At 42.0% G+C, this 18,008-nt stretch carries 15 protein-coding genes; 5 read left to right on the top strand and 10 right to left on the bottom strand.

The features are described from left to right. The first annotated feature begins 9 nt into the window (after positions 1-9). Positions 10-345, top strand: a complete 336-nt coding sequence (locus IQ274_RS13730; RefSeq protein ID WP_194142574.1) for a DUF4870 domain-containing protein — start codon at positions 10-12, stop codon at positions 343-345. Positions 346-730: 385 nt separating this feature from the next. Then, positions 731-1,108, top strand: a complete 378-nt coding sequence (locus IQ274_RS13725; RefSeq protein WP_163934152.1) for a hypothetical protein — start codon at positions 731-733, stop codon at positions 1,106-1,108. 75 nt (positions 1,109-1,183) lie between these two features. Here the strand turns inward: IQ274_RS13725 and IQ274_RS13720 are convergent, their stop codons facing one another. The 8 genes from IQ274_RS13720 to IQ274_RS13685 form a co-directional block, all read right to left on the bottom strand. Next, positions 1,184-2,188, bottom strand: coding sequence for a transaldolase (locus tag IQ274_RS13720; RefSeq protein ID WP_114080284.1), 1,005 nt, complete (start codon positions 2,186-2,188; stop codon positions 1,184-1,186). Between the two features lie 234 nt (positions 2,189-2,422). After that, positions 2,423-3,853, bottom strand: a complete 1,431-nt coding sequence (gene pyk, locus IQ274_RS13715; protein ID WP_163934149.1) for a pyruvate kinase — start codon at positions 3,851-3,853, stop codon at positions 2,423-2,425. A 241-nt stretch (positions 3,854-4,094) separates the two neighbouring features. Continuing rightward, entirely contained in the window at positions 4,095-5,138 is a 1,044-nt protein-coding gene (gene gap, locus IQ274_RS13710) for a type I glyceraldehyde-3-phosphate dehydrogenase (RefSeq protein ID WP_114080282.1), read from the bottom strand. Positions 5,139-5,377: 239 nt separating this feature from the next. Then, on the bottom strand, positions 5,378-6,427 hold the full coding sequence (locus IQ274_RS13705) for a DUF2891 domain-containing protein (RefSeq protein ID WP_194142573.1): 1,050 nt from the start codon (positions 6,425-6,427) through the stop codon (positions 5,378-5,380). A 344-nt stretch (positions 6,428-6,771) separates the two neighbouring features. Further along, positions 6,772-8,358: a B12-binding domain-containing radical SAM protein gene (locus IQ274_RS13700; protein WP_194142572.1), complete on the bottom strand. Its 1,587-nt coding sequence runs from the start codon at positions 8,356-8,358 to the stop codon at positions 6,772-6,774. Positions 8,359-9,022: 664 nt separating this feature from the next. Further along, on the bottom strand, positions 9,023-10,186 hold the full coding sequence (dnaN, locus tag IQ274_RS13695) for a DNA polymerase III subunit beta (protein ID WP_179071181.1): 1,164 nt from the start codon (positions 10,184-10,186) through the stop codon (positions 9,023-9,025). A 70-nt stretch (positions 10,187-10,256) separates the two neighbouring features. Then, positions 10,257-10,679: a type II toxin-antitoxin system VapC family toxin gene (locus IQ274_RS13690; protein ID WP_194142571.1), complete on the bottom strand. Its 423-nt coding sequence runs from the start codon at positions 10,677-10,679 to the stop codon at positions 10,257-10,259. Next, positions 10,676-10,951, bottom strand: a complete 276-nt coding sequence (locus IQ274_RS13685) for a hypothetical protein (protein WP_194142620.1) — start codon at positions 10,949-10,951, stop codon at positions 10,676-10,678. The genes IQ274_RS13690 and IQ274_RS13685 overlap by 4 nt, the downstream gene beginning before the upstream one ends. A gap of 556 nt (positions 10,952-11,507) precedes the next feature. Here IQ274_RS13685 and IQ274_RS13680 point away from each other — a divergent pair. The 3 genes from IQ274_RS13680 to hetI all read left to right on the top strand — a co-directional run bounded on the left by IQ274_RS13680 (position 11,508) and on the right by hetI (position 15,056). Further along, a complete protein-coding gene (locus tag IQ274_RS13680) occupies positions 11,508-11,936 on the top strand; it encodes a hypothetical protein (protein WP_322745233.1) in 429 nt (142 codons plus the stop codon). A gap of 417 nt (positions 11,937-12,353) precedes the next feature. Then, positions 12,354-13,883: an SUMF1/EgtB/PvdO family nonheme iron enzyme gene (locus tag IQ274_RS37730; protein ID WP_322745232.1), complete on the top strand. Its 1,530-nt coding sequence runs from the start codon at positions 12,354-12,356 to the stop codon at positions 13,881-13,883. Positions 13,884-14,336: 453 nt separating this feature from the next. After that, complete coding sequence (hetI, locus tag IQ274_RS13670; protein WP_194142570.1) at positions 14,337-15,056, top strand: 4'-phosphopantetheinyl transferase HetI; 720 nt, start codon at positions 14,337-14,339, stop codon at positions 15,054-15,056. Positions 15,057-15,139: 83 nt separating this feature from the next. On the opposite strand, the gene IQ274_RS13665 is transcribed toward hetI, so the two are convergent. Together IQ274_RS13665 and IQ274_RS13660 are read right to left on the bottom strand one after the other, a co-directional pair. After that, positions 15,140-15,943 (bottom strand): SDR family NAD(P)-dependent oxidoreductase, encoded by an 804-nt coding sequence (locus tag IQ274_RS13665; RefSeq protein WP_194142569.1) that lies wholly within the window; start codon positions 15,941-15,943, stop codon positions 15,140-15,142. 549 nt (positions 15,944-16,492) lie between these two features. Beyond that, positions 16,493-18,007, bottom strand: coding sequence for a thioester reductase domain-containing protein (locus IQ274_RS13660; RefSeq protein WP_194142568.1), 1,515 nt, complete (start codon positions 18,005-18,007; stop codon positions 16,493-16,495). Position 18,008: the final 1 nt, after the last annotated feature.

Here is an 18,008-nt window from a genome sequence, read left to right as displayed (position 1 = left end):
AATTGTGGCATGGAAGACATTCAGCAACGCAAGCTTTTATCAGCCCTAAGCCACGGAGCAATATTTTTTAGCTCTACGATTATCTCCATTGGCATACCGATTGCAATTTTGCTAATTAGTAATGACCCAATTATTAAAAGCAATGCCAAAGAATCACTCAATTTTCACATAAATCTTTATATTTATGCAATTATCTTTGCATTTTTGACTGTTGTGGGAATTGGTATTTTGTTATTGATTGCTTTGGGCGTGGTCAGTTTTATTCTGCCAATTATTGCCATTATCAATGTTCTAAACCAGCCAAATGTGTCTTACCGCTACCCGTTTATTTTCAGATTTGTGTAGTTAAAAAGAGTTGTACAGTTGTAGGTTAGGTTGAGCAGTAGGAAGCCTAATAATTATCAGAAGCTGGTTTCAGAGAATCAATCAAACCTACACGAGTTAATGTTTTGTTATCTAACTGAACTTTATTGCAATGTAGCAAAGCTTTCTTAAAATGAGACGAAATGTTAGGTAATTATCCATTTTGTCTATTGGAAAAAATTATATTTTGCTAGACGATTACTTCTTTATTACACAGATTAAGCTAATTTACAATTATCCATAAGGATGAAATTTAAAGACAGAATTTCATACCAAATTTAAGTTTAAAAAAAGTATATAAGGGGTAATTTGTAGACTTTCAGGTGTTTTAATAAAGTTATTACCAAAGTCTAGTAGAAGCAAAAACATGAAAGGTCTTAGGAAGTTATCCTCAATAGCGCTATTGCTATGTGCCTTTGTGTATCCGCCCTCATTAGCTGAAGCAAAAGATATTTCTTTAAATAATGCTCGCAATGAACAGAGCGCCGTACCAGAAGCTAATCTAGTTGGAGATAAAACTGGAGAGCTTTTAATTGCTCAACGGCGGCCAGGACGATACAGAATGATCCGAAGACGGCAGATTATCCGACGACGGCAGCCTTTCGGAAGATACCAAAATATCCGACGACGGCAGCCTTTCGGAAGATACCAAAATATCCGACGACGGGAGCAGTTAAGACAACGGCAGTTTATCCAAAGACGGCAGCCCTACGGACGATACAGCATTATCCGAGGTCGTTATTGAGCCAAGGCTGATACACAACTAACTAATGGTTAGTGGTTGGTGGTTAAACCACTAACCACTAATTATGGTTATCTTTTAATGGCTTGCTACTACCTCTCCTTCAAGGCGAACTAGTCGGTCTGCCAAAAGTTTTTCAAGGTCTTCTAATGCCTTGGTGAAACCTTTGATGCCCTCGTCTAGTTTGTCAGTTGCCATGCGGTCAGCAGCGTGCATTTTGTCATAGCTAGCTTTGTCAATGGATATCTTTTCGATTGACAAACTTGCTGCCTTGGCGGGGTCAAGTTTACGTGGCAGTTCTGCAACAGTTGACTGCAATTCAGCCAAAAGTGATGGAGAAATGGTTAGCAAATCACTACCTGCAAGTTCAGTAATTTCACCAAGGTTACGGAAGCTAGCTCCCATAACTTCGGTTTTATAGCCGAATTTCTTGTAGTAGTTGTAGATTTTGGTGACGGACAAAACTCCTGGATCTTCGGTTGCTGGGTAGCTATCGCGTCCGGTATCTTTTTTGTACCAGTCGAGAATCCGACCGACGAAGGGAGAAATTAGGGTAACGCCGGCTTCTGCACAGGCGATCGCTTGGTGAAGACCAAACAACAAGGTAAGGTTACAGTGAATACCTTCTTTTTCAAGAATTTCCGCAGCGCGAATGCCTTCCCAAGTGGTGGCAATTTTAATTAAAACGCGATCGCGGCCAATTCCAGCAGCTTTATACTGGGCAATTAAATCCCGTGCTTTAGTCAGAGTAGCTTCGGTATCGTAGGACAAGCGAGCATCTACTTCTGTAGACACACGACCGGGAATAATTTGTAAAATCTTTAATCCAAAAGCAACTGCTAAACGGTCAAAAGCTAGAGAAACTATCTGTGCTTGGGTGGCTCCGTCTCCAGCATCTTTCTTCGCTTGCAGTAAAGTTTGATCGACAATTCCCTGATATTCTGGCATTTGCGCCGCAGCAGTAATCAGAGAAGGATTGGTGGTGGCATCTTGGGGTTTGAACTTTTCAATTGCCTGGATATCCCCCGTATCCGCGACCACAACAGTCACTTCTCGCAATTGTTCTAGTAAATTCTTAGACATAAAAGACTCCGTGATGTTTGTTTAGGATTTACTTATTCCCTAGCGAGTGCTGAGTACTGAGTTAGGAGTAGAAACGCGATTAATCGTGTCTGTACAAGAGTTATTATTCTCTTCCTTATCTTCCCAGTCACCAGTCCCCAGTCCTTAGTTCCTTCAATTCTGATTCTGGCAATTTTTCGGAATCATTGCCCAATTTTGCTTACTATCTTGAGCCACAGCCCTATTCTAAGTGGCTTATGCCGATATTGGCTGTCCAATGGAATGCACTTTGATTAAACTAGTTGTGCCCGATTTACCAATTGGAACACCAGAGGTAATCACTACTTTATCGCCCTTACTGGCTAAACCCATATCTACAACTGTGTTCACCACATTGGTAAACATCTCTTCAGCATGGTGAACTGGTGGGATCAGCAAAGCTTCCACACCCCAAGAAAGTGCTAATTGGCGATAAGCGGTGATATCGGAGGTGAGGGCAATAATGGGAGAAGTCGGCCGATATTTAGACACCATTCTCGCTGTATTTCCTGATGAAGTGTTACAGAGAATTGCCCGTGAACCTGTTTCATAAGCGATGCGACACACAGATTCTGCTACAGATTCGGTAACGCTGAGACTACCTGCTTCATGACACCAGGCGTGTTTGCTACCCTCATCTAGAGCCTGTTCTGTCCGCACGGCGATATTGTGCATCATCTGGACGGCGGCGATGGGATATTGTCCAACAGCTGTTTCACCAGAAAGCATGACTGCATCCGTACCATCTAAGATGGAGTTGGCAACATCAGTTGCTTCGGCGCGGGTGGGATCGGGGGCGCTAATCATCGACTCTAGCATTTGGGTGGCTGTAATCACCGGTTTGCCAGCACGATTGCAACGGCGAATAATATCTTTTTGAATGAGGGGTACTTCGTGAATTGGCACTTCTACCCCTAAATCGCCACGGGCAATCATAATCGCGTCGGCCACTTTTAGAATGGAGTCAAAGTTTTCTATTGCCTCTGCTCTTTCGATTTTGGCAATTAAGCGGATGGAAGCACCAGCTGCTTCAATCATGCGCTTGGCGGGTTCTAAGTCTTGTGGCGATTGGACAAAGGACACCGCTACCCAATCTACACCCAACTGAATCCCAAAGCGTAGATCCAGCAAGTCTTTTTCGGTGATGGAATTAACAGGTAAAGGAGTTTGTGGCAGGTTTACTCCTTTATGTGTGGAAATTAACCCGCCAGTCTTCACTTGGGCGCGAATGCGATCGGCATCGCGATCGGTAACAATTAACTTGACGCGACCATCATTAATTAAAATCGGTTCACCTGGTCGCACCATTGCGAACAGAGTCGGTAATGGTAGAGGTATTTCCTCAATGCTCTCACCCTTTTCTTGCAATACAAAGGTGACTTCTGTACCAGCTTCTAAATTTAACCCTTCCGGTGGTAAAGTTCCCAAACGAATCTTGGGGCCACACAGGTCTTGCATAATTGCGATCGGCTTTTGCTGCTCATTACTAATTTGTCTGAGATAGTGAGCAGTTTGGGCGTGGAATTCATAAGCCCCGTGGGAAAAATTCAGCCGCGCCACATTCATTCCAGCTTCTACCAAGCCTCGCAGATTTTCGGGTGCAGATGTAGCGGGCCCAACAGTACAAATGATTTTGGTTCGACGCATAGGGATTAGGGGTTGAGGAGTAACCTGCAAATTTGGATAGTTTGTGCGTAGGCGTAGCCCGTCGTAGACATCGCCCAGTCATCCAAATTAACACGTGCTTTATATCACCGTTTTTGTAAATAAAGATACTAAATAATGTTTTACTCCCAGGGTATTTACCATTTGACCCAAATCCCCAAAGTCAAGGGTCAAAAGTCAAAAGTTAATCACCAATGACCAATGACCAATGACAAATGACCAATTAAACCACAGCAACTGTAGAGGCGAGTTTTTCCTTTTGTGACATAGACAACATCAGGTCAATCACGCGATTCGAGTAGCCCCACTCGTTGTCATACCAGGCAATTACCTTGAAGAAGTTTGAATTCAACTCAATTCCAGCACCTGCGTCGAAGATACTAGAATGGGTGTCGCCTTGAAAATCTGTGGAAACTACTTCTTCATCTGTGTATCCTAAAATACCCGCTAGTGAACCTGCGGCAGCCTCTTTCATAGCAGCACAGATTTCTTTGTAACTAGTGGCTTTGGCAGTTTTGAAAGTTAAATCAACTACAGAGACATCGGGAGTCGGAACTCGTAATGCCATACCAGTCAATCTACCCTTCAATTCTGGTAAAACCAGTGCTACAGCTTTAGCTGCACCTGTGGAGGAGGGAATAATATTCTGGCTTGCACCTCGACCACCCCGCCAGTCTTTCTTGCTGGGGCCGTCTACAGTTGGCTGAGTGGCAGTCATGGCATGGACGGTGGTCATCAACCCTTCAGTTAACCCAAAGTTATCATTGATCACTTTAGCTATGGGAGCTAGACAGTTTGTAGTGCAGCTAGCATTGGAGACAATGATATCCTTGCTGGGGTCAAATAGGTGATGATTGACACCCATAAGTAGAGTAGTAACTCTATCTGGATCTTTGGTGGGAGCAGAAATTACCACGCGTTTTGCACCTGCTTTTAGGTGGTTTGCGGCTCCTTCGTAGTCAGTGAAGAGTCCGGTGGCTTCTACCACATAATCCGCACCTGATTTTCCCCAAGGTAACTCTGCTGGATTTCTCACCGACACACAAGGAATGAAGTGCCCATCAATGAGAATACCGTCTTCCTTGGCTTCAACCTTCTGCTTTAATTGACCGTGGGTTGAGTCGTACTTTAATAAGTAAGCAAGGTTATCTGGTGGTACTAGGTCGTTAATGCCTACAAACTCAATATTGGGATTATCGATGCCAGCGCGAAGCACGAGTCGCCCGATTCGACCGAAGCCATTGATACCAACTTTCAATTTAGTCAAGATTAAGCCTCCCGTTGTGGAAGTTGAACAAAAGGAGAAAGTTAAAAGTCAAAATAGATTGCCTTTTATTCTTTACTCTTTGATCCTGACAGTATCAGCAAGCTAAGGCATATTTACTTGGCATCTTTTAAGGATTGAGGCATTGGGGATTGGGGAATGGGGAATGGGGAACGGGGAATGGGGAATAGAAAAATCCCGATTTAAAAAGTTTTGATACTTTTTTAGCTCACCCAGACTGTTTAAATAATTTGCCCTTGTAATCCACGATTCGTTAGGAGGTAAACGGCAAAGGTTCCTAGCCAGTGACTAGCTGCATAATGTTCAATTACAACGTCTGTGAGTCCATGCTGACGATGGTGAAGAGCAGCAGAGCGGAGTGTTTTTATGCGGCGATCGCTATTTGCCAATCCAGATATGATACCCTCAAGCATCCAAGCACGACTGAGATTAAGACCGTAGAAGTGGGCTTGCATATAATCTTGAGGATTATCAACTCTGGCAGGTTCTAACCAACTTTCTGAATTATCAATGGGTATTTGTGGCAGAAAATCGGTGAGCCACTCAGTAAAATCTTTTGTTGGCAGGATTCGCCGCATGAGGTCTGCTTCAGCAAGTCCAGAAGAGAGAAAATCGTAACCAAGTGGCTCAAATTGTAACGAGTAGTTGCGATCGCTAAGATAAAATTGCCGTGCTTTATTCTCCAATAACTGAGTAAAATCAGTATTTTCGGTAATTTTTGCCCAATCTAGCATCAAACCAAGTGCAAAGGCTGTTTGGCTATGCACCCCTGTGCGATTTGGCAGTTTCAGTTCGTTAATCCAGCGCTGTAAGTTATCTGCAATCAACTTTTCTAGCGGTTCCAATACAACCCGCCATTCTTTCGCTTGGGCATGATTCCACTCGTGAAGTTCCGCAGCCAGTTGCAGAAACCAGCCCACACCGTAAGGAAATTCAAAAAAGGGTCGCCGTTGAAAATGGGCAATCTCTCCTTGAATTTTCTCAGGTGTTAGGCTCTGCCCAAGTGCTTGTTTTGACGCTGCATGGAAAGAGGCTTCAGGAAAGTAACGCAGCAAACGTACCAGCAACCAGTGACCATGTACGGCTGAATGCCAATCTAAGCAGCCATAAAAAGCAGGAGTCAATTTACGCGGTGGTTTTATATCCTCGTCGCTCTCAGCCCAACGCAGAATACTGTTAGGATACTCTCGCTCGATACAATCCAGTACTAATTGAGCAAATTTTACTGCGATCGCTTCATTAATCTCCAAATTATCGAGTGGTATAGTCACGTCGCTTTGCTCCGAATTAAAAATTAAAAATTAAAAATTAAATTTAGGTGCTTAAACCTCATCTATGTTGAAACCTAGAGTTTTTTAAAAGATATATTGATGTAGGTTGGGTGGAGTGAAACGCAACCCAACATTACCACCAAATTTTATGTTGGGTTACGCTATCGCTGCACCCAACCTTGTATCTTAGAAATAGTAGTAGACCGTCCCAACCTTGGTCATCATAGACCGCTTCATTAATCTCCAAATTATCGAGTGGCATTGTCACTTATACCAATAAAGACATTGTATCGGGATGTATTGTACGATCACAAAGACGCGATTTATCGCGTCTTTTGCCTTAACTAGGAATTAACCATCACTTGCGCTTCAGGTTTTACCCTAGCTTCAGCTTGGAGAAATTCAGTCACTTGAGCCTCAATTTCATCCCGAACAATTTGGCGATACTCCAAGAAATGCTCAATTTGGGCACAAACGGCTAAGTAACTACTCACCCCACCCGGATTATGCCGATACATACTCCACAGGTTGCGCCAGAATTGCCAGCGCGTCTGACGACGTACACCCTGCCGCCAGCAAATGATTAGAAACGCTCGGAGTACTTTCCAGTTCAATGGTTTCTTGGCAGCTTTGCCCTTTTTCGGGTACGTTGCTTCGCCCAAAAGCCGGAAGTGTTTGTATGTACGCTCCAAAAACCGCTCTGGGTCATACAAATCACAGAACGCCTGCACATATTCACGAGCGATGTCTTCTAACGGTCGAGTTGGGACAAAGTTCATCAACGTGGTTTGGTTGATGTTGGCTGATTTATTGCGGAGTCGTCCTTCCTTTTCTAATCTATGCCAGAGGGCTGTATCTGGAAGCGCTTGCAGCATACTAAATAAGGCGGTGGGAATTGCTGTTTGCTCGACAAACTTGACAATTCGTGCGCCTGCTCCTACTTTCTCGCCATCAAATCCAATGATAAAGCCTGCCATAACTCGCAACCCGGAGCGGGTAATTCTATTCACCGCTTCACTGAGCGAGTCTCTGGTATTTTGGTATTTCTGAGTGAAAGTGAGACTTTCTTCGTCGGGGGTTTCAATTCCCAGAAAAACGGCTCCAAAATTACACGCTACCATCAAGTCCATTAGTTCTTGATCTTGGGCTAAATCAACTGAAGCCTCTGTGGCAAAAGAAAAGGGATAGTTATGTTCTACCATCCAGGGCAGAAGAGACTTCAAAAATAATTTGACATTCCGCTTATTACCGATGAAGTTGTCATCCACCATAAAAATACTGCGTCGCCAACCCAGTCTGTAGAGATAATCAAGTTCTGCTAGTAATTGTTCTGGGTTTTTGGTGCGAGGTTTGCGACCATACAGCACAATAATGTCGCAGAATTCACACTGAAAGGGACATCCACGGGAAAATTGCACCGACATTTCCGCATAAGCTTCAAACTCTAGCAAGTCAAAGCGAGGGGTGGGAGTGTTGGTAACATCTGGTTTTTCACCGCCAGAGCGAAAAATGCCTGTGCGATCGCCCCGTGCGATCGCTGCTACAAATAAGGGTAGGGTAATTTCCCCTTCGTCTAATATCAAGTAATCCACTCCGGCGGATGTCATTTCATCTGGTAACGCTGTCGGGAAAGGCCCACCCACAGCTACCCGTTTACCTCTCCGTTTTGCTTCTAATATCTGACAGAGCAAGTCTTCTTTTTGCACAATCATCGCCGACATAATAACCAAATCGGCCCAAGCCCACTCTGCTTCCGTACAGGCACGAACATTTCGATCTACTAGCTTATACTCCCATTCTTGAGGTAATATCGCGGCTACAGTTACCAAACCTAAAGGCGGTAGCATTGCTTTACGGTCTAATAAAGCCAGTGTTTTTTCAAAAGACCAAAAACTTTTTGGAAAAAGGGGGTATAGAAGTAAAACGTTCATATTTGATGCTTATAAACCTCGATCTTAGCTGCTGGTTGAGTCAAATACAACTTAGCCGCTCTGGTAAAACACTTAGAGAAGCTTTTGTATGCAGTAGCTGTAAATTCTACTATGACTGATTTAGACGAAACAATATTTTTTAAGGGCAATTATTACTACTTTTATACTAGGGAGGTCTCCAAAACTGCGGGTTTTGCTGAATTAAGGAATGATTTTTGTAGGGTGGGCATCTGCCTTAACTTCACTTGAACGAGGCAGGGAGCAGGGGGCAGGGAGCAAGAGGGCAGGGACAGCCCGCAAATATGGAAAGCCACTTGGCAAATTGGCAACTCTGAACAAATTAACTGTGTTATTTTTAATAACTATACAAGGTGTATTTGCACTTTCAAGCTATTTTTTAGACGGGCTGCAACCCGTCTTTATTTATCGCCAGATCCTTTTACAGCAGTTTTCATGTATTTGAACTATATCTGTCGTAGGAGCAATTCATGAATTACCCCTACGACGAAAGTCCTAAATTTAATGATTTGCTCAACAAGTTTTAGGGTGTAATATAACGTTTCCTAAGCAACATCTCAATCAAGAGAAAGAGGTTTAAATCTGTTCTTCTCCCCTGCCTCCTGCCTCCTGCCTCCTGCCTCCTGCCCCCTGCCCCCTGCCCCCTTCAACTTCTCAGTTGCACAGGCATAGCTAAATAGGTCATTTTCAAACCACCCAATGGTGTAAAAATCACTGGAGTTAGACTTTGATTTAGGTGCATTTGAATTTCGGTAGATGGCAACTCTTTCAAGCCTTCCATCAAATATTTAATATTAAAAGCAATTTCAATGTTTTCTCCAGATATCTGCGCTGGCATTGACTCTCTACCACTACCCACATCTTGAGCTTCGCAAGATAAGGTAATTTCTTGAGCTTCGCTATCAATAGTAAGTTTGACAATATTATTTTTTTGATCAGCTAGCACAGCAATTCGTTCCAAAGTGCTGACAAATTGTCGCCGTTCAATTGTCACTTGTCGTTCAAATTGACGCGGAATCAATTGTCGATAAGCAGGATATTGCCCTTCTAATGTGCGACTAGTCAAGCGTTGATTTTGCCATGCAAACACAACTTGACCTTGATCGAAATATAAAGCTACAGGTTCATCTGATGAGGCGCTATGAGCTAGCATCCGTTGGAGTTCGCGTAATGCTCTCGCTGGTACTGTCACCTCTAGCTGACTCGTTCCGCCTAAAGGACGCTCGTTGCTAGTTTCTACCACTGCTAGGCGATGTCCGTCGGTAGCTGCAAATTCTAGGGTATCTTGTTTAACTGTTAAATGTACTCCCGTGAGTACTTGTTTAGTTTCATCACCACTGGTAGCAAATAATGAACCCCGTAATCCCTCAACTAATGCGGCGGTGGTGAGATAAATTACTTCTGTATTTTCAATTACAGGTAGTTCAGGAAATTCTTCTGGCCCCATTGCTCGGACTTGATAATGTCCACTTTTGGGTGTGAGTGTAACTATTAAACCTTCTCCACCGGATGTTGCACCTGTCAGGGCTGATTCATCGTCTAAAGTGATTTCGCCTTCTGGAAGACGAGAGGTGATATCTACAAGTAACTTAGCAGGAAGTGCGATCGCACCTCCTTGCCATACCTCTGCATTAAAGCTGGTGCGGATTCCCAAGCTGAGATCGAAGGCTGTTAAGCTTACTTGGTTAGTTTCAGCATCCGCTTGTAACAGCACATTAGCAAGTACTGGATGAGTAGGTCGTGAAGGTACTGCACGACTAACGAGTGAGAGATTTGTACTGAGATCGCTTTGGGAGCAAACTAATTTCATAAGTGAGATTCAGCTGGTGAAAGATATGGTAACATCCTTATCGTTTATAGGCGATCGCTAATGAAGTTATTTAAGGGTAAAAAACTCGTTTAAAAGGTTGGTTACGATAGCGCCGATAAATATCAAAATCTTTATCTAGTGTGGCGATAGCAGCGATATTCAGGCGTTCAGAAATTACCACAAGGGATAAATCTGAAAAATCTGCTGGCAAATCAGCGTACTGAGCATTCAGTTCAGCAATCCGAGCAAAATCTTGAGACGCAAGGGATTCACACTCGTATATGTTATTTGCCAGGTGGGATAGAAACTCGTTTTGCACTTGCCAGTCAGAGGCTAATAGCCACATCACTTCAGTGACACAACCTTCACTTGTCACCAATCGACTGGTACATCCAGCAAAAAACTTAACCACTTGATGATGATGTGAATCTGCTGAGTCGTAAAAGGCAACCAACAAACCTGTATCTACCAAAATCGTAGGATAATAGCTCATGATTCTTGTTGGTGGCTCTGCTTTATCCGTGATGCAATAATCGCTCTCCGAACATCTCGGTCTGATAAATTACCAACCGAGAGCAAATGCTGGGGCATTCCTCCCATACGCTCTAGAATGCTTTGCTCAGATGGCTGGCTTTTTTCACGATCAGATGTGAAATTTTTCTGATCTTGTCTATCTTTTATGAATAGCAAGAAGTCTAACACTTCTTCCACTAAAGAATCTGAAACCTGCCCAATTTCCTGAATAAGTTGCTCTCTGGCTGTCATAAACTATCTGCCTCAATACCAACAGGACTTCATTTATTAGGTTAATAGGGTTTAAGAAAGATTTTATCGTCAGACAACAGACAAAAGCGATGTCTACGACGGGTTACGCCTACGCTATTACGCTTCAGACTTGTAAAGACTCAAACGATTGCAGCTAATGTTGCGCGATCTATAAGAAACGCTTAAGCATTTCTTGCAAAGGTATAAGCAGTTGCAGCAAAGCATTCATACTTTGCAACAATTGATCCTCTATATATAAGAAACGCTTAAGCATTTCTTGCAAAGGTATAAGCAGTTGCAGCAAAGTATTCATACTTTGCAACAATTAATCCTTCATGTATAAGAAACGTTGAAATCATTGCAACAATTGTCACAATAAACTTATAAGTCTATTTCTTACTTAAATAAAAAAATAATTTAAGTAAAATCAACTACAAGTCTAGAGGTGCGAACTTTACGATCGCCTACACTTACGCAACTGATTTTGTTATATTTTCTGATGACAATCAGGGAAAATTTTGTATAAAAAAGTACTATAGTTTACTGGGAGAGATGAATGATGGCACGTCCTAAAAGAAACTCCAGCGTTTTAGAAAAAGCTGATCGCCGCATTGAAAGTTTACAATCTATCAGTGTAAAATTAGACTTCGGCGAAGGACTGACTATACAAGCTTACAATGCAACAATTAACGATCTACGGTCTAAGCTTGCTGCCTACAACACTGCTTTATCTTCCATTGACAAACTCACAGATGATGTGAAGAATGCAGAACAGGCTGTAATTGCAATGTCAGAAAAAATGTTACTAGGAGTTGGCAGCCGTTACGGTAAAACCAGCCAGGAATACGAGATGGCGGGTGGTGCGCGACGAGGTAATACCAAGAAGAAGCGAAACGTAGTAGACAATTCCCAAGTCACCAATTCTGTTCAGCCTTCTTCTGTAAATGGATCTATGAATGGGGCATCAGCTGCGATCGCGAGTTAGCTAAAATTTAATAAGGTTTATGTAGCGGTTTTCGTACCCTGCGGTAAGCCGCTACGCATCTATAGATGCAATAGACTTTAGCCTCTCTCCTAAAAAGCTACGGTGTACACACATCTCTGTACAAAACCAAAATCCTGTAGATCCTCCTAAATCCTCCTTAAAAAGGAGGACTTTGAGAGGTTTTTGCCCCCTTTTTTAAGGGGGGTTGGGGGGATCAAAAGGCTCTGGGGCAACTCTAGAGGTCTGTAACTGGCAAAAAATCAAAGTTTTTAACCCGCCTTGGCGTAGCTTCCGTAGTAAAGGCGGGTTTTGTCTGTGTAGCCGCGACTTCCAGCCACCCAGGGTAGTACGCAAACATACTATAATTTGTGAAAAGCGTAATTTATTCCACTCTTAAAGACGCAAGAGGTATCGTTGGTGTCGCTCAAAGTATTCCTTTCCTACTCTCACGCCGACGAATCTCTAAAGAATGAACTCGTTAACCACCTCACCATGTTGAAACGGCAAGGTGTAATTTCAACCTGGGACGATCGCGAGATACCACCTGGAAGAGAATGGGATCGGCAGATTAATGAGAATTTAAATACAGCCGATATCATTTTATTGCTGGTAAGTTCAGACTTTATTCGTTCTGAATACTGCTGGAGTGTTGAAGTTACTAAAGCAGTAGAACGCCACGAAGCTGGAGAAGCTTCCGTCATTCCAATTATTTTGCGAAGCGTTGCTTGGCAATCACCACCATTAGCTAGACTACAAGCTCTGCCCAAAAATGCCCAACCTGTTACATCTTCATCTTGGCATAATCGAGATGATGCATTCACAAATGTAGCTGAGGGAATTAAGGTTGCTGCTGAACAACTAAGTAAGGCAAAGGCTATAGCTCAATATCGTCAGAAGGTTGAAAAATTTGCGTCTGATGGTGACGGTGATATTTCTTTTGGGGAGTTGAAAATATTAAAAAGATTAGAGATAAACTTAGGATTAATAGATTCAGAAGCTAGTGCAGTTCAAAAGGAAGTATTAAAGCCTTACAAGATACGTCAGCAACATATAGATGACTACAGAGAATTATTCATAGATTTTGTAGCTCAACACAGATATCCGTTGGATGAAAGAGCTAAAAAGGAATTAAATAAATTACAACGAGAGTATGAGCTTAAGGATGAAGATGTAGTAGAAGCAAAGCTTTTTACAGAAAATTTGGGCGATGGCGTAGTTTTAGAAATAGTTCCAATTCGTGGCGGTAAATTCTTAATGGGTTCCCCAGAGAATGAGCCAGAACGAATCGATTGGGAAAGTCCACAGCACCTTGTTACCATTCAACCCTTTTTCATGGGTAAATATCCAGTTACACAAAGCCAATGGGCTGTTGTTGCTGGGCTGAAAAAGGTAAATATTGATTTAAATCCTGAACCATCTCACTTCAAAGGTGCTAATCGACCTGTTGAACAAGTATCTTGGGATGATGCAATTGAGTTTTGTGCCAGATTATCTAACAAGACTGGAAAAACCTATCGCTTGCCCAGTGAGGCAGAGTGGGAATATGCCTGTCGTGCGGGAACAACTACCCCATTTTATTTTGGTGAGACGATTACGACTGATTTGGCGAATTATGACGGTAACTATACTTATGGTGCTGGGTCAAAGGGTGAATATCGTCAGCAAACAACAGATGTCGGAAAATTTTCACCAAATCCCTTTGGTTTATTTGATATGCATGGTAATATATGGGAATGGTGTCAAGATGCTTGGCACGAAAATTATAACGGAGCGCCAGCAGACGGTAGTGCTTGGATGAGTGATAAGAATAAGCGGGGGCTGCTGCGTGGTGGTTCGTGGAGCTACGCTTCTAAGTATTGCCGCTCGGCGTGTCGCGGCTTTAATGTGCGTGACTTAAAGTACCGCAACATGGGTTTTCGGGTTGTACTGGTTCGTGGCAGGACTTAGTAGCCCTTTACACTCTTGTCCTTTTGCCCTCTTCACTTTTTTCTTTTTCCTTCTTCTCTTATTTGTCTCGCGCTTTGCGCGATAAAATCTTTTAGCTAAATTTCGTTCCTCAACCCAACACCAATAATCCCTATTAAGCAAGTTTACCTTGTGGAAAACTTGTGGAAAAACTATAGTACTTTTCCACAAAGTAATTATACTTAATTAAGTTTTAACAGCAAAATATCAAGTTTTCCACAGATTTTTCCACAAAAAGTAAGATTTTTTCCATAATCTAAGTTAAATTTAATCAATTTTTATACGTTACTTAATATTTTCAATTAATTATTCAACCATTAAGACTAGCGATCGCACTGTTGGTTGTGGAAAACTTAAAATATATCTTCAGGATAAAATAGAGACTAGCAAAGCTAAACTTCGGTAAAGGTTACAAAACAAATCAAATCAGATTCAATGACTGCTACTCATCATTTCTGGCTACCTGCACCGACAGATTTAACTTTGTTACCAGATGAGATTCATGTCTGGCGTATAGAACTTGACCAACCAGAACTACAACTGCAAAATTTAGCAGCAACTCTTTCCAGTGACGAAACGGCTCGTGCTGAACGGTTCTATTTTCAGGAACATCGACAGCGTTTCATTGCTGGTCGTGGTATTCTGCGAACTATATTAGGTCGCTATTTGGGTATCCAACCCTTACAAGTGCAGTTTAATTATCAACAGCGTGGCAAACCAGTATTAGCAGATACATTTGCCGATAGTGGACTGGCGTTTAACTTGTCTCATTCCCAAGGGTTAGGTTTGTGTGCGGTGAATTGTACTCGCCCAATTGGTGTAGACCTAGAATATATTCGCCCGATGTCTGATATCGAAGCTCTTGCCAAACGGTTCTTTTTACCGAGAGAATATGAGATGTTGCGATCGCTATCTCCCAATCAACAGCAAGAAGTATTTTTCCGTTACTGGACTTGTAAGGAAGCTTACTTAAAAGCAACTGGAGACGGACTATCCCAGTTAGAGCAAGTTGAAGTGTCTTTGACTCCTACAGAACCAGCCAAGTTACAGATATTAGAAGACTGGAGTCTATTTGAACTAGTACCTGCTAACAATTATGTTGCTGCTGTTGCCATAGCAAATTGTGGCTGGAACTTAAAATGCTGGCAATATTGATGTTGACTAAGCTCATCTCCTAAATAAAACAAGAGAGATATTGCGGACAAATGACAAATGACAAATGACAAATGACAACCAGCTTACTTATCCTCCTGCATATTTCTCACAATTTTTGTTACCAGGTTTCTAGGTACAAATCTGACGCTTTTTGCAAGTATTGCATTGAGTAAACCAGGAATGACAATGGTTTGACCCTTCATTAAGGCACGAAAACCAACTTCAGCTACTGTTCGTGCATCCATCATCCTCTTACCCTTGAGCAACTTAGAGTCAGCCATTCCGGTTCTTTCATGAAAGGCAGATGCGGTTGAGCCTGGGCAAAGAACTGTCACAGTGACACCTGTACCTTCTAACTCATTAGCGATCGCTTCTGAAAACGATAAGATATAGGCTTTAGTAGCAAAATAAACCGCCATCAAAGGCCCTGGTTGAAACGCCGCAGCCGAGGAGACGTTTAATATCTTACCTTCACCTTGCTTGACCATGTGCTTCAGGAATAGCTTAGTTAAATGGGTGAGACACACCAAATTTACCTGTAGCATTTCCAGTTCAGTAGCTAAGTCTGTTTCATGAAATAATCCATAGATACCAAATCCAGCATTATTTACCAGCACATCAACATTAATATCGGCTTTTTGCAACTCCGTGAAAATTTCTTCAGGAGCCGTTGATATAGATAAATCCTTAACAATAGTTTTGACAAAAATTCCAAATTTTTCTTGGAATTTAGCTGCAATTTCTACTAGCGTTGGCCCATTTCTGTCTACTAATACCAAATTGTAATCATGAGCAGCAAAAATACATGCTAATTCGTAGCCAATTCCACCGGCTGCCCCAGTAATAAGAGCAGTTTTTTTGCTCTGTCTTTGATGTGTTGTGTTCATGTAAGAATATTGGTGAATTCAACTTGATGAAGCTGCGTTGCATTTACAGTGGTTCTTGTTCTACAATTAAGTACGCGTAATATCTCAACCTACAAGAAATATCTTGAGTTATTACCCTTTCAAATGCTTGTTTGGTGCATTGGATAGATGTAGCAGTCCAAACGCAAATTTAGGACTTATGCATCGAAGAAGTTAGGCCTTAAAGGAGTTCGGTTATTTCAGACTGCTAGCATTTGGCTTTTGATCACTCATAAAAGCCAGCGGGTAAAATCAACCTTTTATGCCCGACATTAACCATTCTATCCTCAATTGCTTCTGTCAAGGGTTGAATACTAAAAATTTACATGATTGAGCATAAAAAAACAGGGCAATTATATTGCCGCTGTTAGTGTATTAGTTGTTGCTGGCATCTGAAATATTGGCTATTTAGTAGTACTGAGTTTTAAAAAGCTTGGACTAAATAAACTTATTTTTTAGGTTCGTAACGCACCGAAAGTATCCAGGATGGTGCGTTACGTTCCTAACATATCCTACGCAATTTGTGAATTCCTAAGCTAGATTCAAGAAGCCGCTTTGAATCAAGTAGGCGGTATAGGTCATAAACAATTGAGAGTCAATTGGAGGACAAGCAATAGAACTCCCTGCCAATGCGTGAAGAGTATCTTGGCAGCTAATGTGGGGTCTTCTAGCTTGTAAGTACAAATCAGGAATAGTCAGTTGTTCATCAGACCAACGTTCCAGCAAAAATGGTCGCAGAGTGTATAAAGGATTGTCAGCAGAAGTCACATTATTGATTAACTCTGATTGCCATTTTTCGTAAGGAATCATCTCAACTGAATAACCAAAAGAGCGTATCCACTCAACTAGCATTTTTAAAGCGGCGGGTTGGGGATGTTGTAAATTGAAAGCTTTACCTATGGATTCTTTTTGGCGTGATAGATAAACGATCGCTTTACTTACATAGTCAACAGGTGACATATCCAACATATAATCTACATCAGGGAAATATCCCATTTGTAGACAGCCCTTGGTCATCAAATTGATAAAGTCGTGTGTGTTACAAATGCCTGTTTTGCTATCACCTGAAATCAGTGGGGGTCTATGGATAGTTACAGGCAGTCCACGGTCACGAGCAATTTTGACTAACTTTTCAGCTACCCACTTTGTTTGTGAGTAACCAAGATAAATACCTTCCCAATGATTAAATTCATCCTGTTCTTTAACAACCTTACCAGCATAAGCAGTAGATTCAAAAACAGCAACACTAGAAACGTAATGTACAGGCTTGACTTTAATTTGACAAGCCAATCTCAAAACTTCTTGAGTGCCTAAAACATTGGCTGCTTTCAGTGCAGAGTATGGGAAAACATAATTCAACAAAGCAGCACTATGATAGATGGTATCAATATTTGCAGCTAAAATTTGAAACTGTTCCGAACTAATACCTAACAAAGGCTGAGATAAATCGCCGACAATCGCAATAATTCTGGAGGTAAATTCTTCCTGCCAAATTGCATATTGTTCGAGATTCTTTTGGAGTTTGCTTTTGCCTTCTTCGGCATTAGCCGCACGCACTAAGCAATAGATATCCGCATTAGTTTCTTGTAGCAATTCCCGGATGATAAAGGCTCCTAAAAAGCCTGTTCCTCCAGTTAAAAAGATGTTCTTGGGTTCACCTATAGCTACATTAGATGCAGCACCGGGATGAATGGTGGGGTCAAGAACAGCCTCAGCACCTAAATCTAGAACAGAGGGTGCAGCATTGGCATTGGAGGCTACTACCTTTGTATCTTGAACTGGTGAACCTTCTTGCACTTCTTCAGCTAAACGCTGTGAAAGAGCCTCAATATTTGGGTAATGCCACAGCAGCAATGGAGAGGGTTGAAATCCTAGTAACTTTTCTAAGTTACTTACTAGAATCATTGCTTGGGCTGAATCCAAGCCATAGTTTTCTAAATGTTCTTTGACATCTATTTCGTCAGTTGCTACTCCTAACAACTTAGCTAAGTTAGATACCAAAAATACTTGAATATCGTCTGCTGTGAAAGACTGTTTTATAGTCATT

The sequence above is a fragment of the Nostoc sp. LEGE 12447 genome, assembly GCF_015206985.1.
Taxonomy (GTDB): domain Bacteria; phylum Cyanobacteriota; class Cyanobacteriia; order Cyanobacteriales; family Nostocaceae; genus Nostoc.
The sequence above is the reverse complement of the archived record's forward strand: the minus strand, read 5'-3'. Positions and strand labels throughout refer to the sequence as shown.